The sequence below is a fragment of the Rhizobium sp. 05N49 genome (assembly GCF_056396805.1).
The window spans coordinates 93,434-117,583 of record NZ_JBFTME010000005.1; the positions used below are offsets into that span (position 1 = coordinate 93,434).

Genomic DNA, 24,150 nt, shown 5'->3' on the forward strand with positions numbered 1-24,150 from the left:
GTCGCCAGTTCCTATCCCAGAGCACCAAACGGCAGGGCGTACGGAAGGGTCGTATCGGTTGCTGCGAGTCTTTCTGGCAACACCTATGGGGCAACTGAAATCTTGGACGCATTTGACTGGCTTAGAGCGTTTCGGTTGCGGTATCAGTAGGACTGCAAAAGCGATTTGCACGGTCGGGACAGCTGGAGAAGCCACGTCCGCACCTCCTGGAGCAAGATTTTAATGAACGCGGATATGATAGCCGCTTGGGCGGTGGAAAACGGATTCCATGCGATCGATTCGCGGAATTATCGTCGCCATGACAATGCAGGCGTGATGACGATCGAAATCAAGAGGATGTCATTCCTCCTCATCGATGAGAGGCAAGGACTTCGACCGCGCATGATATCGCGGTTGTTCAAAGACATTCCTCTTAATAGCGGGCGTGGCCGCTTGCAGGGTCTTCTTCTTGACCGCAATCCAATCGTTAAGTCCTGACGCGATCACCACAGCCCAGCGGCGGTATCGAGTTGCCATGTGATCGGCGTCGCAACACTGAAACGAATGCCCGCCTGCGGACGCCCGAAATCCATTCGCTGAGAGGTGCCGACCGCGGCGACCGAATAAAAGATGCCAAAACCGAATTCCGCACAAACGCGGATCCACGCACCACTCTGTAACATTCGCGGTCGACGCTCGGTTTCTTGCACATCTCTGGCAACGTCATTGTATTGGGATTTTCACAATTTGTCGGCGCCATTCTGGTCGCCGGCGTCGATCCGACAACTGACCGTCAATCACGCTTTGCTGCATCCCTCCAGGCGCGCTCGAACGGTAGGCGCCAAGCGTGCGGGGCAATGAGTTGGTGGATCGACTTCGGCCCCCAGCCGCCCTGGTCGTAGAGGCGTACGGGCGGCGGGTTGTCGAGGAGAGGTTGGGAAACCTCCCACAGCCGCTCAATGCCCTCGGCTGTCGTGAACAGCGTGTGGTCACCGCGCATCGCGTCGAGGATCAGACGTTCATAGGCCTCCAGAACTTCGCCAATCAGGCCGGTTTCGCTCATGGCGAATTGCAGCGAGAGCTTGTCGAGCCGGAAGCCTGGTCCAGGGCGTTTGCCGTAGAAGGAAAGCGAGACCTTGGAGGCATCAGCAAGGTCGAAGGTAAGGTGGTCGGGGCCTTGTGCCCCTACGCCAGAGCCCGCAGGGAACATCGATTTCGGGGGCTCGCGGAATGCGATCGAAATAATGCGCTGCCCCTCGGCCATGCGCTTGCCGGTACGCAGGTAGAAGGGCACGCCAGCCCAGCGCCAGTTATCGATGGCGCATTTCAGGGCGATGAATGTGTCAGTGTCGCTTTCGGAATCGACGCCAGGCTCCTTGCGGTAGCCAATGTATTGACCGCGCACCACGTCGCGCGGCTCGATCGGCAACATGGAGCGGAACACCTTGTTCTTCTCTTCCGAGATTGGTGCAGGCTCAAGGGCAGTGGGCGGCTCCATCGCCATGAAGGCGAGGATTTGGAAGAGGTGGGTCACCACCATGTCACGATAGGCGCCGGTGGTCTCGTAAAAGGCGGCGCGGGTGGAAAGGCCGAGCGTCTCCGGAACGTCGATCTGCACATGGTCGATGAAGTTGCGGTTCCAGATTGGTTCGAACAGGCCATTGGCAAATCGGAAGGCCAGAATGTTTTGGGCCGGTTCCTTGCCGAGGAAATGGTCGATGCGGAATATCTGCTTCTCGTCGAACACTTCGTGCAGCTTCTTGTTCAGTTCAACGGCACTGGCAAGGTCCGTGCCGAAGGGTTTTTCCATGATGATACGGGAGCGTTCGGTCAGCCCAGCCTGGGCGAGGAGTTGCACGGCCGGAAGGGCGGCGCTTGGTGGCACGGATAAATAATGCACGCGCCGCGTCTCGGCGCCCAGTGCTTCCTCGGCCCTGTCGACCGCTGCCTTGAGAGCATTGGCGCCGGCAGCGAGGGGGACGTAGTCGAGCGATGCGGCAAACGCTTCCCATTCGGACTGCGAGAACTTGCGGGTCAAGAACTTGTCCAGCGAGTCACGGGCGATGGTCCGAAAGGCATCTGCATCGATATCGTCGAGCGAGACGCCGATAATACGGCACCCTGGAATGAAACCCGCGTTCGTAAGGTGGAACAGCCCGGTCAATAGCTTGCGCCTTGAGAGATCGCCCGTTGCGCCGACGAGCACAACGACCTGCGGATAGCCGGGGCCAACCCGAGTTGAATTCTTGCGCAAAACACCCATCCTCAAGTCTTCGGTTGTCCCTTGGGGATGGAGGTCGACCCCAGCTCCGCGCTGCCGCGAAGCGGCTATCTTCGTGCGTGATGCCATGACGTTGAAGCTCACCCCTCTGAGGTTGAATAGAGGCATGGATCGCGTGGCGGAGCAAGGGGGCGGCATTACCGTCGCGAAGTGCCGCGTCCTAGAGGCTTTACCGAGCGTGTTTTCGGTTAGTCGCCCGCGGCTCTGGAACCGCGGGAGCGGTCGAAGGTTAATTGAGGCGCCCTCGATATATCGCAGCGGAGACACCCGTGCTCGTCGTCCATCACCTAAACAACAGCCGATCGCAACGCGTTCTCTGGATGCTGGAGGAGCTCGGCCTCGATTACCAGATCCGTTTCTATAAACGGAATCCCGACATGACGGCTCCGGATGCGCTGAAACGCATCCATCCTCTCGGCAAGTCGCCCATCGTCGAGGATATCGGCGACGACGAAAATCGAACGATCCTGGTCGAGACCGGAGCAATTTGCCAATATCTGGTAGACAAGTCTGCTGGACGTCTCGGCCCTTCGGCAGATCCGGAAGATGTCCGCCGATACAGACAGTTCATGCATTATGCCGAGGGATCGGTCATGCCAGTCTTGCTCGCTCTCCTCGTCCTTTCGAAGGTTCCGCTCCTCGGCAGACTGGGAGCGAAGAGGATCCGGCCGATGCTCGACGTCCACCTCGATTACGTCGAAAGCGAGCTCTCCTCGCGCCAGTGGTTTGCAGGCGAGACGTTGACTGCGGCAGATGTCATGATGAGCTTTCCCCTGGAGACAGCAGCGAAGAGGGCAGGCAAAGTGACGCCTCGCCCTGCGACCGCGGACTGGCTGAAACGGATCCATGATCGCCCCGCCTATCGCAGGGCATTGGAAAAGGGCGGGCGATACGCTTATGCGCCACGTTGACCCCGTGACTCTCGCTGAAGTGCAAGATCGGTCTTGAGGATCTGCATGTCACTGAAATCAAACTTCACCAAGGCGATAGAGCGCAAATTAACCGCCTTGCGACGACAAGTGCTCGAGCAAGGTGTGGTCAGCCAGGCATCGGCGATTTGACGCCACTAATAATCGCGGCTGCCGTGCCTACAGAACTCCGTCAGCCTCCAAATCCGCTGGAAACCATATATTCGATTGCCCTCGTTGCAACGGGCGCTAGCGCGAGAAGAACGAGCGTAATCGAAGTAAAGGAGACCGCCATGACGGCTGCCGGAATACAAAGATCGCTATCGAGGCGTGACGAAGGAGCAGCCGCGGCCTGGACCGGATAGTCTAGATGCACGCGCCTCTCGTTCGAATTTGCAGCGCGTAAGAATTTTCTCACGCCGGTTCTCGGGACTGTTCCGTCGTTAATAACGTACGAGGAGTGCTGGATGACCATTAGAAGCTCGTTTTTGAGGGCGTATGGGGCCTAACTGCCCAAACCTTCGCTCAATCCGCTTTCGTTGCAAATTACGACTAGGTTTAAGCTTTCCATACGTACGTGTAGGTCGTTCGCGTGAGGTAGCATCCCCTTGCCTCCCATCCTCCCCGCGCTCGTCGTGTCGTCGCCGGGTGCCTCTTCGGATGCGAGCTATACCTATGGGAAACGACTTCTACACGAGGGTATAGATGCGCCCGCGATAGGTACGACGTAACCTCTCTCCATTGAAAACTCGATCGCATGAAGTCAGACCCTTTTAGTCCGCTTTGGCGATCGAGTGTCGCCAACCTGTGGAGTAGTCACGATGCCCACCTTTCGCGCTGCGGCCGCTGCCGCGCTTGTTATCACCCTCGTCGCTTCCGCCTTACCGGCATCGGCGCAGGAATGGCGCCGGCCCTACTATGACGATCAACCGCAATGGCATCATCACCACGGCAACGGCGCAGCGATAGCGGGAGGAATTGCCGCTGGTGTGATCGGAGGTCTGCTTGGTGGCGCGATCGCGGGCGCTAACAACGGTCCCCGTTACATTGATCCGCAGCCAGCGCCGCGTTGCTGGTACGAAAATCGACAGGTTCCGAATTCCTACGACGGCGGCTGGCACAACGAGAGTGTTCGCGTCTGCCAGTAGACGTAACCGAGAGCGAAGCACTTGAGAAAGGGCGATAACTCGTCCCGCCTTGTTTCAAGTGACTGTTTTTCCATGCCTGACCGAAAGATTTGCGGCGRCATCAAGACGAAGCCAGCCAGAGGAATTCTGGGAAACGGACCAAGGCATCTCGTCATGTCTCATGCACCACGAGAGAGTGTGGCCACGGGTGACGACCATATACGGCGGTGGCCTTCCTTCGGCAGACCAGATGCCGAGGCCGCCCTGCGAATGGGCGCGCTCGCAATTCTCACCGGTATCGCTGCCGGGATCGGAGGCCTGTCACTGGCCCTGATCCTGCATTGGATACAGCATCTCGCCTATGGATACAGTCTGCAAGCCGTCATCAGTCCCGAGAGCTTCCTTCAAGGCGTGTCGAACGCATCTCCCTTTCGACGGCTGACCATGCTCGGCATATGCGGGCTGGTTGCGGGGGTGGGTTGGCCAGTCCTTGCCAAATACGGACGCCCTTTGGTTTCGGTGACCGCAGCCGTGGGCAAGGCACTACGGCCGATGCCCGTCGGTGAAACCCTCGTCCACGGCCTTCTCCAGATCGTGACCGTAGCACTGGGGTCACCGCTCGGGAGAGAAGTTGCACCAAGGGAATACGGCGCTCTTCTCGCACAAAGGATCTGCGCGCTTTTCGGCGCTCCTGCTGACGAACTGCGCATCCTGGTGGCCTGTGGTTCAGGTGCAGGTCTGGCCGCGGTCTACAACGTCCCGCTGGCAGCTATCATCTTCGTCATGGAGGTGCTTCTCAGACGTGTTGAGCTAAAGATCGTCGTGGCAGCGCTGCTGAGCTGCTTCGTTGCGGCATATGTTTCCCGGCTGGGTCTGGGTAACGAAGTGCAATATCCGATACCTTATTTCACATCGAATGGCTGCTTGTTATTGATCAGCCTTATCGTCGGCCCACTGGTCGGTGGAGCAGGCGTTTTCTTCAGGCGGTGGACTAGCGGCTGTTCGGCTCGCGCAGCGACTGGCCTCCGGCAGGTGGCCGGCTCCTTGATCGCATTTGTGATTGTCGGCGCTCTATCGATGATATTTCCGCAATTGCTTGGCAACGGCAAAGGACTTGCAGAGCTCGCGTTCACCGACAATCTGACGCTTGGCCTCGCGGCGCCCCTCGTTCTCGCCAAATTATTGAGCGTCACGATAGTCCTGCGAGCCGGAGCCAGAGGCGGCCTTTTAACCCCTGGGCTCTCGATAGGAGCTCTTCTCGCCATAATGATAGGGGCCTTCTGGAACCAATGGCTTCCCAATATCGACCTTGGGGCCGTCGCGCTCGTAGGCGCCGCCGCTTTCCTATCATGCTCCATGGCCATGCCCCTCACGGCCATGTTGATTGCCGTTGAATTCACTGCTGCGCCCGCGACTTTGTATGTTCCGATCGCCATTGGAGTTCTCGGAGCATCGGCAGTTCAATATGCGATTGGGAGATATCCCTCACGTTGACGTGGGAGACGAGGCGAAGATCTTTGCTGCGTTCCATAGCCACCGCCCATCATCATGTCCTGCCACCTGCACGCCGCCAGGCCCCTGATTTGCAATGTACCGAATCGTATAAGCATGGGGTTGGCTGGATCATAGGGGCCACCCAGTCTCTCCTGCTGGAGGCGTCCCGCCACTATCTGCGGCATTCCAAGCCGCTCGTGTTCGGACTGACATTCAGGAATCAAGAAGGATCCCGCCGCCCAGGAGATCTTCGCGACGACAAGACTGCTCGAAGACGCCCCTCCCGACGACTTCGACGCCGTCTTCTATCCCGTCGGCCACACTCCGATGTGGAATGTGGCCAAAGACATTTGATCGCAAGCAGCGAATCCTTGTACAATTCCGGCAAGTCAGTCGCGGCTGACGGTGCACTGGAGGCCGCCAACTATTAGGTCTGTTCCAGGCAGGCGTGAAGAGCCCAAGCACCTTCGTAAAATGCTCGACCAAGCCCATCGGCTGCGTTAAGCGACACCATTGTAAAATCGACCCGCCCCGAATCGGGACGCAAATTTTGTTTTCAGTCGCGACCTCGCAAGGCTGAGGGGACGCGTGTCTAATCGGAGGATATCGAAGTGCGTCATGCAAGGACGGTGGGAGCGGCTATCATGCTCATTGCATTGGACGGTTCTTCCCTCGCGCACGCTGGAGACGCGATTCCTCCAGCTTCTCAGCCCAAGGCGGTTGCCAGCGAGCCCGAACAGTGGCTGTTCGGCGACTGGAATGGCGCTCGCACCGACCTTCGCGACCGGGGCATCGATTTTCAGTTTGGCTACGTCGGGGAGTTTGCCGTCAATCCGGGCGGAGGCATAGAAACCAAGGCCAGGTATGCCGACCAGTATACCGCCGGAGTGACCTTCGACCTCGATAGGTTGCTTGGCGTCCCGGATGCAAAGTTCCAAGTGACGCTGACGCAGCGTACCGGGCGCAACCTGAGTGATGACGCACTTCTCGGCACCCTCCAGCAAGTTCAGGAAGTCTTTGGGCGCGGTCAGACCATCCGGCTGACGGACTTCTGGTACGAGCAGCAGTTCGCGAACGGTCTTATCGATTGGAAGATCGGGCGAATTCCAGTGAACGAGGACTTTGCAGCATTCCCCTGCGACTTTCAAAATCTCACGTTCTGTGGATCCGATCTCGGGAATCTTGTCGGTAACTACATCTTCAATTGGCCCATCAGCCAGTGGGCGACGCGCGCCAAGATCAATATCAACGGTTTCGGTTACTTCCAGGTGGGCGTGTATGACGTTAACCCCAAATATCTCGGGGTAGACGATCAGGTGCTGCCCGTCTTCTTCAGCCACTCGACCGGTGCGTTGATACCCGTCGAGATCGGCTGGCTTCCTCAGTTCGCGAACGGTGCCCTGCCGGGCAGCTACAAGGTTGGTGCCTGGTATGACACCTCGAGTGCCGATGACGTTTCCCGGGACATCAACGGTGATCCTTTCGAACTGACCGGGCTTCCCGCGCAACAGCACCGGGGCCGCTACGGTGCGTACCTGACCTTCCAGCAGCAGGTAAGCGAAAACCTCAGTCTCTTTCTGAATGCGGTCTTTGCAGACAAGCGGACATCTGTCACCGACCATCAGGTCGCTGCAGGGCTTGTCTACAAGGGATTGTTCGATTCCCGTCCCGAGGATGATATCGGCCTTGCCGTAGGCACGACGCACGTCAACAGTCGTGCGTTCGCTCCCAATAATCCGGGTGGATCCGAATACGCTGCCGAGCTGTATTACACATATCGACCGACGAACGGCCTGCTCGTCCGCCCCAATCTGCAATATATCCACCATCCCGGCGGAACGAGCGAGAACGACGACGTCTACGTGTTCGGCCTGAAAACCGCCGCCACCTTCTAGTTCGGCGGCGGTACCACTGCCCAGCGCAGGTTACAGGGCCCTTGGCTCACCAATCGTAGTAGTCCGGCAGGAGCTTCGACGTGCCTGTCTGTTGCTTGTCGTGGTTGATGAAGAGCTCTGCACGGGATTTCGTCATGAATGCTATGACGCGCTCCATGGAGGCGAAGGACTCTGACTTGTCCACATCGGCTTCGGAATGATGTCGCATTCGAAGTTGTCTCCCAGGTGGATCACGTCGCCGGAGAGGATCACGTATTCGGTGTTCTCCGGATGAACCGTCAGAGATTGGCTTCCGGGCGCGTGCCCCGGGGGCGAAAGAAGCGTGATGCTTCCGTCGCGGAACAGCTCAACGACACTTGGGACCCCAGCCGAGTAGGGTGTTCGACAAGCGTCCAGGCGGGTGACGAGATTTCACCGCCGGCCGAGATCGATGCCGAGCGTCAGCAGGGCAGGATTGTCAATCCCCGCCGGAGAGGAAGTGGTCGCGTTGACGGCAGAGACGCCGGGTTGCAGAGCGATGGCGATCGGTAACGCCGCTGCCCCCAGAGCCGGAAGCTCCGAGCTGTGTTCGGCGCGCATCAATCGGGGATGCGGGCTTGCATGTCGGTGAATCATGGCAGGCAGAAGCGGTGAAGTTGCGTCGATGAGCCGGTCCAATATCTCGGCCGGCAAGCCACCGCCAATGACCACGGTATCCGGGTCGAACATGGCTTCTATATTGCGGATGGCAATACGCAGGTAGTGCGCCGCCTCGCGCAGCCAGACGGTCAATCGCGGATCATCGTCCAGCATGCAGGCCACGAGTTCTTCTGACGAAACCTCATCCGGCGTTCGGGTCGGACCGCAGATGGTCTCAGCTGCCGCGTAGAAGGAAACATATTGCTCCAGGCAGCCACGGCTTCCGCAGGCGCACAACCTGCCGCCCGGCTTGACGATCAGGTGGCCGATCTCACCGGCCCCGCCGAAGGCACCACGGTAGTGCTGGCCATCGAGAACGAGGCCGCCGCCGATGCCCAGGTTGAAATGAAGGTAGAAGAAGGAGCGGACCGATCGCCCAATTCCGTAGTGCCGCTCGCCGATCGCGGCAACTGTGGCATCATTTTCCACAAAGGTCTTGATACCCGTCAGGTCTTCCAGGCGCGCGGTCAGCGGAAACTTCGTCCAGTCATCCCCTTCCTGAACCTTGTCGTACCAGAACGTGCCATTCTCGACCGTTCCGGGCACGCTGCAGCCGATGCCCCATACGTTCTGGCGTTCAATATCACCGGCCGCCAGCAGGCGCAGCGCGAGTTCGCCGAGAACATCGGCCGTGGTTGCCGGATCACGCTCGGGCAAGGGCCGTGTTTCACTCGCCACCACGGTACCGGTCAGGTCGACGAGCAGGCCGGTGATGCGCTGATAGGCGAGGCTGAGCCCAATGGTGTACCCGCCCTTCGGATTGAGAGACAGCTCGACCGCCGGCTGACCGCGCTGACCCGAGCGCTTGCCTTCCTGCCGGATGAGGCCAGCCTCTTCAAGCTCGGCGGCAATGTTGGAAATCGCCTGAACAGTCAGGCCGATCGACTGCGCCAGCTCGGTGCGGGTAATCGGTCCGCTGCGGCGCACGGCATCGAAAACGGCCCGTCGGTTGAGCGTGCGGGTCTGTAGGAGGTTCGTGCCGGGCAGCACGCCTTCGCGGTCAAGGCGCAGATTCATGGGCGCATTCTTATCATCAGCCCGATCTTTATCAAAATCCTTTTAAATAAAAAGTGTTGTGTTATCTTTTCGTTTGCGGAGGCGAGAATGAAGCCTCGCTTTCCCTCTGATTGTGCCCGAAGAGTTGGGGCAACCGACCGTACACAAGGCGCTTTCAGGGGCATTCAGGGTGAACGAAGAACCGGGATGATGTCTATGAAGTCGAATCTGACAGGCGGGTAGATCCTGCCGCACGATCGCTACGCCTCACTCGAACGCCGTCTTCTCGCGAAGTTGGCGATTGATTATTTGTGGTTGTGGATAGGCGGGCGGTGAGCGTTATCGCTTGCGATAAAAGATGTGAAAAATGATGATTTATATCAGATATTTAATCCAACTATCTGGTCTTTTATGCATGCGTTCTGGGCAACGATGGAGCCGAAAATAAAAGTCAAATACTCAACTTGACAATGCAAATTTTCCGCTGATAGCTTGTAACTAATTAGTTATTTGGCGGCGATGAAAGGCCATTTGCAAGCGATGATCAGCATCGAAAACGTCTCCAAGTCATTCCTCGCGAAAGGGGCGGAGGCATTCACGGCTCTGGACGACGTGTCCATGCATATTCGTGACCGCGAATTCTTCACGCTGCTTGGGCCTTCCGGCTGCGGTAAAACAACACTTTTGCGAATTATCGCCGGCTTCGAGCTTCCGAGCGCCGGAAAGGTGTTGATCGAGGGGGCGGACAGCTCGGCATTGCCTCCACAAAAGCGCCCGGTGAACACAGTTTTCCAGAGTTATGCGCTTTTCCCGCACATGACGGTGGCCGAAAACGTCGCATTCGGGCTGCAGATGCAGAAGGTAGCGAAATCCGATCGCCAGGCCCGTGTCGCCGAAGCGTTGAGGCTCGTGCGGCTCGAAAGCATGGCCTCGCGCTTGCCGCGGCAATTGTCTGGTGGACAGCAGCAGCGCGTGGCTCTGGCCCGCGCGCTCGCGCCTCGCCCGAAGGTCCTGCTTCTCGATGAGCCGTTGAGCGCTCTCGATCTCAAATTGCGCCGGGAGATGCAGGGTGAGCTGAAGCGGCTGCAACAGGAGACGGGCATCACCTTCATCCTGGTGACGCATGACCAGGAGGAAGCGCTCGCCATGTCCGACCGTATCGCCGTCATGTCGGCGGGTCGTGTCCTGCAGATGGGGGCGCCACGGGAAATCTACGACAACCCGAAAAGCCGTTTCGTTGCAGACTTCATCGGCGAATCGAATGTGTTGCCGGGGGCGGCCGTCGGTCATGGCAGCGATATCATGGTTGCCGTGCGGCCGGAGCGGATCGCGCTTTCGATGCTGGCGAGCGGCTCGCCCGGCAAGATCCGCGGCACGATCACCTCCATCACCTATCTTGGTCTGGATACGCTCTACGAGATCACGCTCGACAACGGCGAGCGCCTGCGAAGCCGGTGCCGTCAGTCCGTCTCCGGCCTCGATGCCGGCCAGGCCGTCATCCTCGATTGGCCAAGCGATGCCGAACGGCATCTGGCGAATTAGGGGAGGGTGGAATGAATAGCCAGCGCACCCTGACGCTCGCAGCCCCCGCGGTCCTGGTGATCGGCATCTTCATGGTCGTGCCGCTCCTGGTTGCCGTCGCCTATTCCTTCATGACCGCCAATCCCTATGGGGGCGTCGATATGCCGTTGACGGCGGACGCCTATGTCCAATTCCTGTTCCAGCGGGATTTCGACGACACGCTCGTCTTTTCCTGGAGCTACGTCATCATCATCCTGCGTTCGGTTTACCTGGCCGGTCTGACGACGGCGATCTGCCTGATCCTCGGATTTCCTGTCGCCTGGTATCTTGTCTGCCAGGATGAGAACCGCCGCCGCACACTGCTTTTTCTGGTCACCCTGCCGTTCTGGATCAATACGCTGATCAGAACCTATTGTTGGGTTCTGATCCTGCGCGACGAAGGATTGGCGAACGGGCTCCTGAAGGCGGCGGGCGTGATCTCGACGCCATTGCCGCTGCTCTACAATGACGCCTCCATCCTGCTCGGGCTTGTCTACACGTTCCTGCCCTTCATGGTCCTGCCGATCTATTCGACCCTTGAACGTATCGATCCGCGCCTGATCGAGGCTGCCTACGATCTCTATGCCAACAGGGGCGCGGTCTTTGCCCGCGTCATCTGGCCGCTTGCAAGACCCGGGGCACTCGTCGGCGCAAGCCTCGTCTTTGCGCCCTCACTCGGCTCCTTCCTCGCGCCCGATTTGCTCGGCGGCGGCAAGAAGCTCCTGATCGGCAGCCTGGTGCAGATGCAGTTTACCTCCTCGCGCAACTGGCCGTTTGGCGCCGCACTTTCGATCCTGGTGACGATTGCCGTTCTGGCAATCTTCGTCAGCCGCTCGAAAAAAGCCGAGGAGGCACGGCTATGAGAGCGTCGCGACCGTTCGACTGGCGCCACACACCGGGCCTCGGTGCTTTTACTACCGTCATCCTGGTCTTTCTCTATCTGCCGCTGGTTATCCTTGTCGTCTACGCCTTCAATGCCAATCAACTAGTGACCGTCTGGTCCGGCTTCAGCCTGCGCTGGTTCGGCGAGGTGGCGGCCAACGAGGATATCAGGCGTGCCGCCTTCAACAGCATCATCATCGCCATTGCCGCGACAATCGCCTCCACAGTGATTGCAACGGCCGGGGCTATCGCCCTCGAGCGCGGTGACCTGAAGGGGAGGCGCGGTCTAGTTACCTCCTTGATCGCGCTCCCCCTGATCGTTCCCGAAATCATCGTCGCGATCATGACGCTGATCTTCTTTTCGGCGCTCGGCATGACCAACGGGCTTTTGAATCTCATCATCGCCCATACGGTCTTTTGTATTCCCTTCGCCCTGCTGCCGATCCAGGCGCGATTGCGCGATCTCGGCACGCGTCTCGAAGAGGCGGCGCGCGATCTCTATGCCAGCGAATGGCAGCTGTTCCGGTATGTCACCCTTCCGCTGCTGCTGCCGGCAATCTTCGCCGGCGCCCTGATGGCCTTCGTCGTCTCGCTGGATGACTTCCTGATCAGCCTGATGGTGTCGGGCGCCGGATCGACCACGCTGCCCGTCTATGTCTACGGCATGATGCGCCTCGGTGTGACGCCGGAGGTCAATGCCATCTCAACAATCCTGCTCGGCATCTCGCTCGTGCTCGTCACCGGCGCGCTGCTGCTTGGGCGAAACAGCCAGAACAACAAACAATCATAATGAAGAGGGTGAACATGAAAAACGCAAAGAGGATGCTGGCCACAGCCAGTCTGCTTGCCATCGTCGCACCGGCTATCGCCCGCGCTGACGCCGGCGTCCTGCATATCTACAACTGGACGGATTACACGTCCGAAGAGATGGTCAAGAAGTTCGAGGCCGAAACCGGCATCAAGGTGACAATCGACACCTATGACTCCAACGAGACGGCGCTCGCCAAGATAAGCTCGGGGGCTGCTGGTTACGACGTGATGATCATTTCCAACGACTTCGTGCCGATCTTCGTCAAGCAGGGCCTGTTCGAGAAGGTCGACGTGGCCGCAATGCCGAACTTTAGGAATCTCGATCCGAAGTGGCAGAAGCGCCCCTGGGATCCGGAGGCCGAATTCACCGTGCCCTGGGTCTGGGGGACGACGTCCTATTCCGTCGATACCGCCACCTACAAGGGGCCGACCGACAGCCTGAAGGCGTTGTTTGAACCTTCCGATGACCTGAAGGGCAAGATCGGCATGTTCGGCTCGCCATCCGAAGTCATGTCGCTTGCGCTCCTCTATCTCGGCAAGGACCAATGCAACAGCAATCCGGCCGATCTTAAGGCCGTCAATGCGCTGCTCGAAGCGCAGAAGCCTTTCGTGAAGGTCTATAATTCTGACGGCACGACCGAGCGGCAGGTATCGGGTGAGACGGTGATGCATGAGCAATGGTCGGGCAAGGCGCTTGCCTCGCGGCTGCAGAAGCCGACGGTCAAATATGTGTTCCCGAAGGAGGGCGTTATCGGCTGGATGGACAATGTCGCCGTGCCGAAGGGCGCGCCAAATGTCGAGAACGCCAAGAAGTTCCTGAACTTCCTGATGGATCCTGAAAACATTGCCCTGCAGCAGAAGTCGACCGGCTATCAGAGCGCGGTAACCGGCTCCGACAAGTTCCTGCCGAAGGAAACGGGCGAATCGCCGGAGTTCAATCCGCCGGAGGATTTGAAGATCGTCTTTGCGCCAGCCTGCGAGGAAAAGGCGACCCGTGCCTATGATCGCATCTGGACGACGCTGCGCCAGTAACCGGCGCTGATGTTCACGACAGGAGCGGGCCGCGGAGGCCCGCCACTTCCCGCCTGAGACCGCCGGAGGCAGTGCCTCCGGGCCATGAATTCGAGGACAGAACGATGAATGAGACCGTCAATCCCGCCAGCCTGAAACCCGCCGCCGCACCGCCGCCGCCGGAGCATCTGCAGGCGCTGAAACCGTTGAGCCCCGATGAGATCAATGTGGTTGTCGCGACCGTGAAGGCGGATCCCGAGCTTGGCCCTGGCGTTCTCTTCGAAAACATCGACCTGCGCGAGCCGACGCCGGCCGAATATCGTGCCTATCTCGATGGCGCGCCGCTGCCGCGCGAGGCCCGCGTCAACGTCAACCATCTCGAGGTGCGCGGCGTCTGGCAACTGATCGTCTCGATTGCTGACAAGGCGATCATCCGCCGCAAGCATTTTCCGACCGCGCGCGCAGGCTTCATGGTCGAGCAGATGATGAGCGTGGAGGTCAACGTCAAGAACGATCCGCGCTTCATCGAAGCCTGCCGCAAGCGTGGCATCGCCGACATGACCGGCGTCATCGTCGATTCCTGGTCGGGCGGCAATTTCGGTCACGAGGATGAGGAGAGCCGGCTGATCTCGCATACCTTCTCTTGGCTGCGCGTCCATGAGTTCGGCAATTATTACGCCCATCCGATCGAAGGGCTGAATGCCGTCATCGATGTGAAGACCGGCGAGGTTCTGCGTGTCGACGATTATCCGGATCACCCGCCGATCCCGATGACGCGCTATGATTACGATCCGGAATTCCTGCCGGCTCCAGCCGCACCCCTGAAGCCGCTCGACGTCGTCCAGCCCGACGGTGTGAGCTTCACCATCAAGGATCATGCGATCTCCTGGGACAAGTGGACGCTTGCCATCGGCTTTACGCCGCGCGAGGGGCTGGTGCTTCACGATATCCGCTATGACGGACGCTCGGTCGTGCGCCGCGCCGCGGTGGCCGAACTCGTCGTTCCCTATGGATCGCCGCTCTATGGTCACGCCCGGCAGAATATTTTCGACGTCGGTGAATATGGCTTCGGCAAGCTCACCAATTCGCTTCGCCTCGGTTGCGACTGCCTCGGTCAGATCCAGTATCTCGACGCGCACGTGAATGGCCTCAACGGCGAGGTCGTCACTATCGAGAAGGCGGTCTGCATTCACGAGGAGGACGCAGGCATTCTCTGGAAACATTGGGATTTCCGCACTGGCCGCACGGTCCTTCATCGCGGTCGCAAGCTCGTCATCTCCAGCATCTGCACCGTCGGCAATTATGAATATGCCCAATACTGGTATCTCGATCAGGCTGGCGAGATCGAATTCGAGATGAAGGCGACGGGCATCGTCAACACCAATGCCTGCCATCCCGGCCAGCCGGACAAATATTCGACAGAAATCCAGCCCGGCCTCGGCGCGCCGATCCACCAGCATATTTTCTGCGCCCGGCTGGATATGGCGGTCGATGGTAGCGGCAACAGCGTCGTCGAAACCAATTCCTATATGGAGCCCTATAGTGAGAGCAATCCCTATGGAAACGCGTTCCATGCCGTCGACACGGTCTTGAAGACTGAGCTTGCTGCGGCGCGGCGGGCTGATCTTTCCACTCATCGCAGCTGGAAAGTGATCAATCCCAATAAGCTCAACCATGTCGGCAAGCCGGTAGCCTACAAGCTGCATGCGCCGAACTGCGTCACACCGATGATCCAGGAGGACGGCCCGTCGGGTATCCGCTCCAATTTCATCCGCAATCATATCTGGGTGACGCCGTTCAACGAGAACGAGCGCTATCCGGGGGGCGAATTCGTCGCCAATTCCGACGGCAGCGATGGTCTTGCCGAACTCGTGAAACAGGACCGCAATGTCGAGAATACCGACATCGTGCTCTGGCACAGTTTCGGCCTGCACCACGTTGTGCGTGCGGAAGATTTCCCGGTTCAGCCCTGCATTTCCTGCGGCTTCTCCCTGGCCCCGGCAGGCTTCTTCGAGGTCAATCCCTCGAACAATCTGCCGCCCGTCGTCAACAAGGCGAGCGTGCTGGCGGGGCAGGGCGGGGGAAGCTGCTGCTGCTGAGCCTATTCGAGGACCGGCGGTATCCGCCGCCGGTCCTCGCCCCAAGCCCTCAACATGTCAGGGATCATGGCAATGACGAGACAGGCGATCAGCCGAACCGCTGCCGACTACGGCATGCTGCTATCTGGCCTCTCCGCCTGGGCTGTTCTTTATTGCATGCCGCAGACACTCGGCGACATCATCTGTCGAGCTGGCGGACTGTCTCCTGACGGTGCCGATAGCCTGCTCGATCTCTCCGTTTCATGGCTGGCCATGATGGCCGCGATGATGGCTCCCGCTGTCTTTCTGGCTCTAATGCTGAACCGTCAGCGTCAGGTAACGGGTCCGAGGGGGATGGTTTCCTCTCTGCCGCTGCTTTTGGCAATTTCCGCAATCGGCGCTGTCAGTGAGTGGATGCTGCGGTCGGCGGGCCTCGTCGATTCCGGCGGTCGTTTCATCGCGCCGCTCTTTGCACCCGCCGTTCTGGCCGGCGCGATACTGACCCTGTTGCGCGGTCTCTCGCGAAACCGGGCGGCCTGTCRCACGGCCTGCTGTCTCGCCATGGTCCTCCTGCAGCTTGTCGGAGGCGCGACCAACATGATCTGGATGGCCGCATTGGCCGCCTGGATGGCGCTTGAAAGCGTGTTTCCCTGGCGCCGCGAACTCGCTGTCTTCGGCGCTTTGACACTTTGCTTCGCCGCCAGTCTTTCCCTGCTTCAAGGAAGCGGCTGATGCTTCCACGACCCCAATACCTGCCTGCTAAACAAGAGGAGATTTAGATGGGCTTCCTGTCCTACAATCCAAGCGATGGACAATTGATCGGCACCTATGAGGAGCACAGCGACCATGAAGTCGAAGCGATCCTCCAACGTTCGCATGAGACCTGGAAACAATGGTCCGCCTCGTCGCTGCAGGAACGAGCGGCATTCCTGAACCGGCTTGCCGACCTGCTGGAACAGCGTGTTGATGAATATGCCGCCCTGATCGTCGCGGAAATGGGCAAGCCCTTTGCCGAAGCGCAGGGCGAGGTCAAGAAATCCGCCTTTGGCGCAAGGCATTTCGCAGGCGATGGCCTTGCCTATGTCTGTGATGAGCCGATCGCCGGCACGCCGGCCAAGATCGTCTATCAGTCGATCGGCCCGATCTTCGGCATCATGCCGTGGAACCTGCCTTTCTGGCAGGTGCTGCGCTTCTTCATTCCGGCCGCCCTTATCGGCAATACCGTCATCGTCAAGCATGCCGAAACGGTGCAGGGATCGGCAGCGGCAATCGAGAAGCTGATCCTCGATGCCGGCGCGCCACGGGGCCTCTATTCCAACCTTGTGATCGATCGCAAGCGCGCCCCGGCCGTTATCGCCGATCCCAGGATTGCGGCCGTCACAGTTACCGGCAGCACGGCAGCCGGCCGGGCCGTTGCCGAGCAGGCGGGTTCGCTTGGCAAGAAGGTCGTGCTGGAACTTGGCGGCTCGGATCCCTTCGTCGTCTTCGATGATGCGGATTTCGACAAGGCCGTGCAGATGGCGGTGGTGTCGCGCTATTCGAACAATGCCCAGAGCTGCATCGCCGCCAAGCGGATCTTCGTCCATGCGCCGATCGCCGAGCGTTTCACCGCCGCCTTCGTCGATGCGGTCAAGCGCATTCAGGTCGGCGATCCGATGAAGGCTGAAACAAAGCTTGGGCCGCTCGCCCGTTCCGATATTCGCGACAATGTTCAGCGGCAGGTCGACGATGCCGTCAAGGCGGGCGCGCAAGTGCTGACCGGCGGCAAGCCGATCGGCGGTCCCGGCTTTTTCTACGAGCCGACCGTTATTGTCGGTCTTCCGAAGAATGCGGCGGTAGCCCGCGAGGAATTCTTCGGTCCGGTTGCGATGCTCTACAGCTTCAAGGACGAGGATGAGGCGGTCGCGCTTGCAAACGACACCGAATACGGTCTCGGTGCGGCCGTATGGAGCGGCAATCCGGACCGCGCCGAGCGCGTCGCGTCTCGGATCGAAGCCGGCGCCGTGTTTATCAATGATTTCGTGCGCTCCGATCCGCGCGCGCCTTTCGGCGGCGTCAAAGGCTCGGGTTTCGGGCGGGAATTGGGCAGCCTTGGCGCGCGTGAACTAGCCAATGCCAAGCTTGTCTGGAAGGGCGCATAATCAAAACTGAAGAGGCCAGCCGGATTGGCCGGCTGGCCTCTCGATCGTCGGTTGGACGATATGACCGGTTGGACTTATTGGGCCGCAGGCTTCAGCGCGGCACGCGCAAGAAACAGGGCGCCCTCGACCGGAGAAACTGTCAGTCTGTGGACCGCGAGCCGGGGATGCTCTTGACGCAGCGCCACCTTGAACGCTTCGAAGAGTCGTGACTGATTGACGATGACGCTTCCCGCGACCACCACGTCATTGCCGGTGGCGCCGCGATTTCTGAGTTGGCCGACAAGTGCGGCAAGATCGGCGGCGCCCTGAGCGATGACCTTTTCTGCAAGCAGCGATCCCCGGTCCGCCGCATCGAAGATGGCAGCGCAGTGCGGCGCCCAGTTCTCGGCCGTCGGGTCGTCATTGACCTTGCGGGTCAGCCGCTCTGCATCCTCGACGTCGAAATCCTGGATCAGGGCGGAGAGCAGTCCGTCATCAGGCCGACCTTCGTCATGCGCCTTGAGCGCCGCGCGTGTCGCCTCGCGCACGAGGGCGGCTGCCCCGCCTTCGTCACCGATCACGCATCCCCAGCCGCCTGCCGACAGCGGCTGTCCGTCAGGATCCGTTCCAACCGCGATCGCGCCTGTGCCGGCGATGACGCCGATGCCGGTCGCAAAGCCGGCAGCGGGCACGATGAGCGCTGCGTCATTGACGGCATGAACGCGGTAGCCGCGATCGAGCAGGGCCGCTTCGAGCGTCCGCGCGGTATCCGCGCGGTTGATGCCTTGCGCACCGAAGGCGATCGAGGCGGCGGCAATATCTGAAGGCAGATTGGCTTTCAGCCGTGCGGCCAGCCAATCGGCGCCATGGGCCGCGGGTTCTGCATCCCAGTCATGGCTGCTGATGACCGTATCGAGGATGCGATCGCCCGCCAGCGTCTCGACGACCAGATGCGTCTTGGTTCCGCCGACATCGAGCGCGACGAGGCATGTTTTGCCAGTCATGGTCAGGCCACCTTGGTGTCGTTGTGGTGGAAGACGAAAGCGTCGGGGTCGAGCCCTCGCGCAACGGCCGTCTCCGCTGCAATGGTCTGCATGATGAGCGCCTCAAGGATCGGTCGCTGGGTCACCGACACGCGCGGCAGCGCAATATAGGTCAGCCATTCGTTCGCCTCAACCTGCACTGGGCCGGCGAGGATCGTATGATGGCCGGCCTTTGTCAGTGTCGTCGCCAGTACTGCCTCCCGCTCGTCGCCGAAGAGAATATGCACGCCCTTTCCGGCCGATTCCATGGCGCCATGAAGATATTGGCGGGTCGACATGCCGGTCGACGGGATGCGGGAAATCTCGCGCAGCAGAAGCGAGCCGACTTCCGCCGAACCGGCGGAAGACGCGATCGCCGCGCAGTCGACATAGGCGGCATTTTCCATGCGCGAAAGAATCGTGCCGATCTGTTGCGAAAGTTCGCTTTCCAACTGGCGGAAGGCGGCCGGAAGATCAGCCCAGCTCGGATCGGCTGCGCCGCCATCCCAAGCTTCGGCAATCATGCCGAGGGCTGCGATCGTGGCGGTATAGCCAATCGTCGAGGCATAGCTGTCTGGAATGGCGCCGAGCGATATATTGGTCGACGAGGCGGTGGCGACCGGCGAGCCCTTGGCATTGACCACCGACATGCGAAGGCTGCGGTCGATCGAATCGAGAACCGCAAGCGTCTCGGTGCTCTTGCCGCTCTGCGAGACGGCGATGACGGGATGGCTCGAGGCCGGGAAGGGGACCGGATATTCGCCTCCGTTGAGGCGCCACGAGTGGATGCCGCGCGAACGCAACTCCCAGACCGCGGCCGAGCAGGCCGCAAAGCTTGCGCCGATGCCCATGAAGATGGGGCCGGGGCCTTTGAATGCCTCGGATGCGGTTGTGACTTCTTTACCGATTTCGGCAATTGCTCTTTCGAGCGCGCTCGCCTGCGAAGCGCGCGCTTCGGCAAGCGAAATATAACCCTTGACCATTCCGGTCTTCTCCCTGGTCCTGAATTCATGCGCCGGCGCAACATATTGCCGGCTGTCGTGCGCCTTGAAAGGCGGCCTCAGCTGCCCGCTTTACCGGTGCGTGAAAAGGAGGTGCGCAGGCGATAGCGGTCGCCGGCATAACGGATCGTCGAGGCCATGACCGGACGTCCATTGCCGTCTTCGACCAACTGGCGCATGGCAAGGATCGGCATGCCCTGTTCGATGCCGAGATGCCGGGCGAGCGTCTTGTCCGCCGCCTGCGCCTCGATTGTCGATTCTGCGCGGGCAAGGTCGAAGCCCGCTCCGCTCAGAAGGCGAAACAGCGACGCCGTCTTGAAGTCGATCGCGGACATGTCGAGCCCGCGGATTGACGGAAAGAACGACTGATCGACTGCCACAGGTACGCCGTCGAGCATCCGGACACGATCGAGATGAAAGACCGGCCCACCGGGTGCGATGCCGAGTTCTTCCGCCTCGTCGAGGCTCGCCGGCGCCTCTTCGGCCCGCAGCACCTCCGATGATGGTGCAAGGCCAAGGCGGGCAGCCGTCTCGCTGAAGGATTCGAGCGTCTGCGGGAATTCCTGATGCGCTTCCGTCGCGATATACCAGCCGCGGCCGTGCGAAGAGACCAGCACGCCGTCCGTCACCAGACTCTGCAAAGCGCGTCGCAGCGTCACGCGGCTGATCGAAAGCCGCGTCAGGAGATCGCGCTCCGGCGGCAACCGGCTTCCCGAGACCAGTTTGCCCGCAGCGATTTCCTTCATGATTGCCTTTGCAGCCTGCTGCCACAACGGTTCCGGAGAATCCGACTGCAAGGGAGCCGCCTGGCCTTCAATTCCGATCATAGGCCTACCGCAACCTTTTCCCACTGCCTGGTTTTCATGGATCGATAGCAGGCATCGATGATCCTGTTGACGATCACACCGTCTTCATAGGTTTCGGACGGGGTTCTGCCGGCCGCAAAACAATCGATGAAATGGCGCATCTGCTGGGAGAAACCATAGGCGCGGGTCTCCTCGGGCACGGGATAGACCCACCCGGTTTCGGCATCCGCCTTTTCGACCGTGTAGCCGACCGGCTTTCCGACGAAGCCCCAGACGGGGCCGACGGAGCTGTCCGTCACGATGCGGCCTTCAGAGCCGACGAGTTCGTGGCGCAACTGCATGCCGCCCTTTTCGATCCAGGACGATTCGATGGTCGCCAACTCTCCGCCTGCAAACTTAAGGAGGGCGATCGCCGCGTCCTCGCCGGTCGTCTTGTCGCCGTGCACCATCGTCGAACCCCAGGCCATGACTTCGGTTACGGGATTATCCTTGCCGAAGAAGTGTCTTGCTGATTCTACAGTGTGGCATCCCATGTCAAGCAAGGCGCCACCGCCCGCCGTTTCGGCGTCCCAGAAATGCGGAGCATGCGGGCCGGAATGGGCTTCGCGGGCGCGCATCGTCAAAAGCCTGCCGATGCCGCCGGCCTTCACCATCTCGTAGGCCTTGGCGGTATTGGGAGAAAAGACCGAGCTTTCGGCATATCCGTGCCAGATACCCGCTTCGATCACCACCTTGAGCATGACTGCCGCCTCGGCCTCCGTGCGGGCGAGCGGCTTGGTGCAGATGACCGCCTTCCCATGCCTGGCGGCGGTTCTCGTCGCTTCGAGATGGATTTCGTTCGGGAGCGCGATGATCACGATGTCGACGGCCGGATCGGCGCAGAGACCATCCATGTTTGAATGAGCAGTCACGTTCCATTTTTGCGCAAATTCACTAGCGCGGGCGGTGCTGCGGGAAAAGCAGGCGCGCAACTCCGCATTGCGCACATCAAGCAGCGCGTCGGCATAACATTCGCCGATAAACCCCGACCCCAGCAGTCCGACACCAATCATGTTTCATCCCTCGATCTATCGCGATGGATCGCGCCATCCTTTTCGATCGAATACCACATAAGACAAAAACTGGAAATAAAAAATATAACTTGTCACAACTGGTATTGAGAGGTATCGTCCGTCATCAATCCCCGGACGATCCTCTCATGAGCCGGGACGGGAGCAGTTTCAAGCGACGAAAATGGGAGATTATCAAATGCTTTCAAAGCATGAATTGCTGAACGGCGCCTTGGTGTCGGTCGCGGCCCTGATGATGGCCGGCAGTGCGCTGGCAGAAGATGTTACGATCAAGCTCGGCAGCTGGCGGACGGAAGACATTGCTGTCTGGCAAGACAAGATCATACCCGCCTTCGAAGCCAAAAATCCCGGCATCAAAGTCGAGTTCGCGCCGGTCAACACCAATGAATATAATGCGGCAATGCAATCACAGATCGAGGCTGGCGCCGGCCCGGATCTCCTGACCTGCCGTCCCTTCGACGTCAATCGCGAATGGATCGGTCGCGGTTATTTCGACTCACTTGCCGATTTCGATGCGATCAAGAATTTCGACGAGACATCGAAAGCTGCCTGGACGGATGCAAAGGGTGCGCCCTATTGCCTGCCCGTCGCCGCGGTGCTCGCCGGCTTCTACTATAATATCGATATTTTCAAGGAGCTGGGCCTCGAGGTGCCGAAGACGGCTGATGAGTTCGTCAAGGTGCTGCAGAAGATCAAGGACAGCGGCAAGTACGAACCGCTTGCCTATGGTTCCGCCGAATCCTGGCAGCTCGCCTATAACGGCCTCTACAATATCGGCCCGTCTTACTGGAATGGTGAAGAGGGCCGGCTCGGCCTGATCGATGGTACGAAGAAACTGACCGATCCGGAATTCATCGAAGCCTTCAAGGCCTTCGCGGCCTGGAAGCCTTTCCTGCCGAAAGGCCAGGCGAGCCTGCAATATGCCGACATGACGCAGCTCTTCACGATCGGTCGCGCGGCGATCCTTCCCGATGGCTCATGGAACATCAATCAGGTGACCTCGACGGGCCTCAATGTCGGCGTCTTCGGTCCGCCGGCTGCTAAAGAGGGTGGCCAGCGCTACCTGCAGGAAATGCCTGACATGGCGATCGGCATCAATGCGGCCGGCAAGCACAAGGATGCCGCAAAGACTTTCCTCGCCTGGCTTGGGACGCCAGAGTTCCAGGAACTCTACGTCAACGCCGCGCCCGGCTTCTTTGCCATGAGCAGCACCCCTGTCACCTATACCAATGCGCTGGCGCAGAAATTCGCCGACCTGAAGACGGGCGCCAAGCTGACCCCGCGCCTGGCGCTGGACCGTCTGAGCGCAGGCAACCCGCCGCTCGATGACGAAATCTGGCGCGTGCTGCAGACGATGATGATCGGTGACGACGTTACACCGGAAAAGGCGGCAGCCGAACTGCAGGCCGGTCTTGCCTCCTGGTACGCACCGCAGAAGAAGTAAGAAAGAGCCCCTCGCGTACCGGCTGTCCCGTTACGCGAGGCTTCCGATACCCGCCGGCCTACCCCGGCGCCGAGACTACGGAGATACCGGGTGACACGTCCTGCGACGGCTCGCTGGAGCCTTTTTCTGTTTGTGCTGCCAGCGCTCGCAATCTATCTCGCCTTCGCCGTTCTGCCGCTCGCGGCATCGATCGTCATGAGCTTCTTCGATACGGATAGCCCCGGTGGTCGCGTGTTCGTGGGGCTGGCAAACTACTATTATCTCTTCACGCATCCGGTCACGAGCGCCCGTTTCTGGAACGCGCTCATGAACAATTGCGAATTCTTCCTCATTCACCTGATCGTCGAAGTGCCGATCGGCCTGTTGATGGCCGGGCTTCTGACATCGGGGCTTCTCGGTCGTTCCGAGGGCATCTACCGTACGCTGCTCTTCGTACCGGCCACACTTTCGGTCGTCATCGTCGGCTTCATCTGGCGGCTGATCATCAATCCGCTCTGGGGCCTCGTCGGCTTCCCGCTGCTCGGCAACGAGATGACGGCCCTGCCGACGATCTCGCTGATGTCGGTCTGGCAATATGTCGGCATACCCATGCTCTTTCTCTACAGCGCGCTTCTTGCCGTCCCCGAAGATATCATCGAGGCCGCCCGTCTCGACGGCGCAGGAAACTGGCGGATCTTCTGGAAGATCAAGTTCCCGCTGATTGCTCCGCAGTTCGGACTGATCGTCATCCTGACCTATATCTGGACCTTCAACGGGTTCGACCTGATCTTTGCGCTCAACGGATCCGCCCCCGGTCCGAACTACAGCACCGATATTCTCGGGACGCTGTTTTACCGAACCTTCTTCGGATCGAGCGGCCAGGTCGCTGATCTTGATCTCGGCGCGACGGTGGCAACAGTCATTTTCGTCATCATTCTTCTCGTGACCGGCGCCTATTTCTGGCTGGTCCAGCGCCGCCTCCAGGCCCATCAGATCTAGGGAGCGGAAC

General features: G+C 59.8%; 21 protein-coding genes. 14 read left to right on the plus strand and 7 right to left on the minus strand.

From position 1 onward, the window contains the following. The first annotated feature begins 222 nt into the window (after nucleotides 1-222). Nucleotides 223-477: a hypothetical protein gene (locus AC1DF8_RS12375; protein ID WP_478153756.1), complete on the plus strand. Its 255-nt coding sequence runs from the start codon at nucleotides 223-225 to the stop codon at nucleotides 475-477. Between the two features lie 295 nt (nucleotides 478-772). Here the strand turns inward: AC1DF8_RS12375 and zwf are convergent, their stop codons facing one another. After that, on the minus strand, nucleotides 773-2,242 hold the full coding sequence (zwf, locus tag AC1DF8_RS12380) for a glucose-6-phosphate dehydrogenase (RefSeq protein ID WP_112542621.1): 1,470 nt from the start codon (nucleotides 2,240-2,242) through the stop codon (nucleotides 773-775). A 287-nt stretch (nucleotides 2,243-2,529) separates the two neighbouring features. On the opposite strand from zwf, the gene AC1DF8_RS12385 reads away from it, so the two are divergent. From AC1DF8_RS12385 to AC1DF8_RS12400, 4 genes are all read left to right on the plus strand, one after another. Next, complete coding sequence (locus AC1DF8_RS12385) at nucleotides 2,530-3,171, plus strand: glutathione S-transferase family protein (RefSeq protein ID WP_478153757.1); 642 nt, start codon at nucleotides 2,530-2,532, stop codon at nucleotides 3,169-3,171. A gap of 818 nt (nucleotides 3,172-3,989) precedes the next feature. Then, nucleotides 3,990-4,316, plus strand: a complete 327-nt coding sequence (locus tag AC1DF8_RS12390; protein WP_113015123.1) for a hypothetical protein — start codon at nucleotides 3,990-3,992, stop codon at nucleotides 4,314-4,316. 249 nt (nucleotides 4,317-4,565) lie between these two features. Further along, nucleotides 4,566-5,789, plus strand: a complete 1,224-nt coding sequence (locus AC1DF8_RS12395; RefSeq protein ID WP_478153758.1) for a chloride channel protein — start codon at nucleotides 4,566-4,568, stop codon at nucleotides 5,787-5,789. 644 nt (nucleotides 5,790-6,433) lie between these two features. Then, entirely contained in the window at nucleotides 6,434-7,684 is a 1,251-nt protein-coding gene (locus AC1DF8_RS12400; protein ID WP_113212792.1) for a carbohydrate porin, read from the plus strand. A gap of 46 nt (nucleotides 7,685-7,730) precedes the next feature. Here AC1DF8_RS12400 and AC1DF8_RS12405 read toward each other — a convergent pair whose 3' ends face one another. Continuing rightward, nucleotides 7,731-7,892 (minus strand): hypothetical protein, encoded by a 162-nt coding sequence (locus AC1DF8_RS12405; RefSeq protein ID WP_162735774.1) that lies wholly within the window; start codon nucleotides 7,890-7,892, stop codon nucleotides 7,731-7,733. A 203-nt stretch (nucleotides 7,893-8,095) separates the two neighbouring features. Next, nucleotides 8,096-9,379 (minus strand): ROK family transcriptional regulator, encoded by a 1,284-nt coding sequence (locus AC1DF8_RS12410; protein WP_478153759.1) that lies wholly within the window; start codon nucleotides 9,377-9,379, stop codon nucleotides 8,096-8,098. A gap of 519 nt (nucleotides 9,380-9,898) precedes the next feature. Between AC1DF8_RS12410 and AC1DF8_RS12415 the strand changes: the two genes are divergently transcribed. The 7 genes from AC1DF8_RS12415 to AC1DF8_RS12445 all read left to right on the plus strand — a co-directional run bounded on the left by AC1DF8_RS12415 (nucleotide 9,899) and on the right by AC1DF8_RS12445 (nucleotide 17,840). Continuing rightward, nucleotides 9,899-10,900, plus strand: coding sequence for an ABC transporter ATP-binding protein (locus AC1DF8_RS12415; RefSeq protein WP_478153760.1), 1,002 nt, complete (start codon nucleotides 9,899-9,901; stop codon nucleotides 10,898-10,900). An 11-nt stretch (nucleotides 10,901-10,911) separates the two neighbouring features. Beyond that, on the plus strand, nucleotides 10,912-11,781 hold the full coding sequence (locus AC1DF8_RS12420) for an ABC transporter permease (RefSeq protein WP_478153761.1): 870 nt from the start codon (nucleotides 10,912-10,914) through the stop codon (nucleotides 11,779-11,781). After that, nucleotides 11,778-12,590: an ABC transporter permease gene (locus AC1DF8_RS12425; RefSeq protein WP_478153762.1), complete on the plus strand. Its 813-nt coding sequence runs from the start codon at nucleotides 11,778-11,780 to the stop codon at nucleotides 12,588-12,590. The genes AC1DF8_RS12420 and AC1DF8_RS12425 overlap by 4 nt, the downstream gene beginning before the upstream one ends. 14 nt (nucleotides 12,591-12,604) lie before the next feature. Then, a complete protein-coding gene (locus AC1DF8_RS12430) occupies nucleotides 12,605-13,642 on the plus strand; it encodes an extracellular solute-binding protein (RefSeq protein ID WP_478153763.1) in 1,038 nt (345 codons plus the stop codon). Between the two features lie 104 nt (nucleotides 13,643-13,746). Then, nucleotides 13,747-15,720 (plus strand): primary-amine oxidase, encoded by a 1,974-nt coding sequence (locus AC1DF8_RS12435; protein ID WP_478153764.1) that lies wholly within the window; start codon nucleotides 13,747-13,749, stop codon nucleotides 15,718-15,720. Nucleotides 15,721-15,792: 72 nt separating this feature from the next. After that, complete coding sequence (locus AC1DF8_RS12440) at nucleotides 15,793-16,431, plus strand: hypothetical protein (protein ID WP_478153765.1); 639 nt, start codon at nucleotides 15,793-15,795, stop codon at nucleotides 16,429-16,431. A 47-nt stretch (nucleotides 16,432-16,478) separates the two neighbouring features. After that, nucleotides 16,479-17,840, plus strand: coding sequence for an NAD-dependent succinate-semialdehyde dehydrogenase (locus AC1DF8_RS12445; RefSeq protein ID WP_478153766.1), 1,362 nt, complete (start codon nucleotides 16,479-16,481; stop codon nucleotides 17,838-17,840). Between the two features lie 74 nt (nucleotides 17,841-17,914). Here the strand turns inward: AC1DF8_RS12445 and AC1DF8_RS12450 are convergent, their stop codons facing one another. From AC1DF8_RS12450 to AC1DF8_RS12465, 4 genes are all read right to left on the minus strand, one after another. Then, complete coding sequence (locus AC1DF8_RS12450) at nucleotides 17,915-18,823, minus strand: N-acetylglucosamine kinase (protein WP_478153767.1); 909 nt, start codon at nucleotides 18,821-18,823, stop codon at nucleotides 17,915-17,917. 2 nt (nucleotides 18,824-18,825) lie between these two features. Next, nucleotides 18,826-19,824 (minus strand): SIS domain-containing protein, encoded by a 999-nt coding sequence (locus AC1DF8_RS12455; protein WP_478153768.1) that lies wholly within the window; start codon nucleotides 19,822-19,824, stop codon nucleotides 18,826-18,828. A gap of 77 nt (nucleotides 19,825-19,901) precedes the next feature. Beyond that, nucleotides 19,902-20,639, minus strand: coding sequence for a GntR family transcriptional regulator (locus tag AC1DF8_RS12460; protein WP_478153769.1), 738 nt, complete (start codon nucleotides 20,637-20,639; stop codon nucleotides 19,902-19,904). A gap of 26 nt (nucleotides 20,640-20,665) precedes the next feature. Next, nucleotides 20,666-21,700: a Gfo/Idh/MocA family protein gene (locus AC1DF8_RS12465; RefSeq protein ID WP_478153770.1), complete on the minus strand. Its 1,035-nt coding sequence runs from the start codon at nucleotides 21,698-21,700 to the stop codon at nucleotides 20,666-20,668. A gap of 196 nt (nucleotides 21,701-21,896) precedes the next feature. Here AC1DF8_RS12465 and AC1DF8_RS12470 point away from each other — a divergent pair, with 196 nt between their 5' ends. Both AC1DF8_RS12470 and AC1DF8_RS12475 read left to right on the plus strand, forming a co-directional pair. Continuing rightward, nucleotides 21,897-23,162: an ABC transporter substrate-binding protein gene (locus tag AC1DF8_RS12470; protein ID WP_478153771.1), complete on the plus strand. Its 1,266-nt coding sequence runs from the start codon at nucleotides 21,897-21,899 to the stop codon at nucleotides 23,160-23,162. Between the two features lie 90 nt (nucleotides 23,163-23,252). Then, entirely contained in the window at nucleotides 23,253-24,140 is an 888-nt protein-coding gene (locus AC1DF8_RS12475; RefSeq protein ID WP_112542603.1) for a carbohydrate ABC transporter permease, read from the plus strand. Nucleotides 24,141-24,150: the final 10 nt, after the last annotated feature.

Coding starts and splice junctions, on each gene's coding strand:
- AC1DF8_RS12375 (WP_478153756.1), top strand. CDS start 223: ATGAACGCGGATATGATAGCCGCTTGGGCGGTGGAAAACGGATTCCAT.
- zwf (WP_112542621.1), bottom strand. CDS start 2,242: ATGGGTGTTTTGCGCAAGAATTCAACTCGGGTTGGCCCCGGCTATCCG.
- AC1DF8_RS12390 (WP_113015123.1), top strand. CDS start 3,990: ATGCCCACCTTTCGCGCTGCGGCCGCTGCCGCGCTTGTTATCACCCTC.
- AC1DF8_RS12395 (WP_478153758.1), top strand. CDS start 4,566: ATGGGCGCGCTCGCAATTCTCACCGGTATCGCTGCCGGGATCGGAGGC.
- AC1DF8_RS12400 (WP_113212792.1), top strand. CDS start 6,434: ATGCTCATTGCATTGGACGGTTCTTCCCTCGCGCACGCTGGAGACGCG.
- AC1DF8_RS12405 (WP_162735774.1), bottom strand. CDS start 7,892: ATGCGACATCATTCCGAAGCCGATGTGGACAAGTCAGAGTCCTTCGCC.
- AC1DF8_RS12410 (WP_478153759.1), bottom strand. CDS start 9,379: ATGAATCTGCGCCTTGACCGCGAAGGCGTGCTGCCCGGCACGAACCTC.
- AC1DF8_RS12415 (WP_478153760.1), top strand. CDS start 9,899: ATGATCAGCATCGAAAACGTCTCCAAGTCATTCCTCGCGAAAGGGGCG.
- AC1DF8_RS12420 (WP_478153761.1), top strand. CDS start 10,912: ATGAATAGCCAGCGCACCCTGACGCTCGCAGCCCCCGCGGTCCTGGTG.
- AC1DF8_RS12425 (WP_478153762.1), top strand. CDS start 11,778: ATGAGAGCGTCGCGACCGTTCGACTGGCGCCACACACCGGGCCTCGGT.
- AC1DF8_RS12430 (WP_478153763.1), top strand. CDS start 12,605: ATGAAAAACGCAAAGAGGATGCTGGCCACAGCCAGTCTGCTTGCCATC.
- AC1DF8_RS12435 (WP_478153764.1), top strand. CDS start 13,747: ATGAATGAGACCGTCAATCCCGCCAGCCTGAAACCCGCCGCCGCACCG.
- AC1DF8_RS12445 (WP_478153766.1), top strand. CDS start 16,479: ATGGGCTTCCTGTCCTACAATCCAAGCGATGGACAATTGATCGGCACC.
- AC1DF8_RS12450 (WP_478153767.1), bottom strand. CDS start 18,823: ATGACTGGCAAAACATGCCTCGTCGCGCTCGATGTCGGCGGAACCAAG.
- AC1DF8_RS12455 (WP_478153768.1), bottom strand. CDS start 19,824: ATGGTCAAGGGTTATATTTCGCTTGCCGAAGCGCGCGCTTCGCAGGCG.
- AC1DF8_RS12465 (WP_478153770.1), bottom strand. CDS start 21,700: ATGATTGGTGTCGGACTGCTGGGGTCGGGGTTTATCGGCGAATGTTAT.
- AC1DF8_RS12470 (WP_478153771.1), top strand. CDS start 21,897: ATGCTTTCAAAGCATGAATTGCTGAACGGCGCCTTGGTGTCGGTCGCG.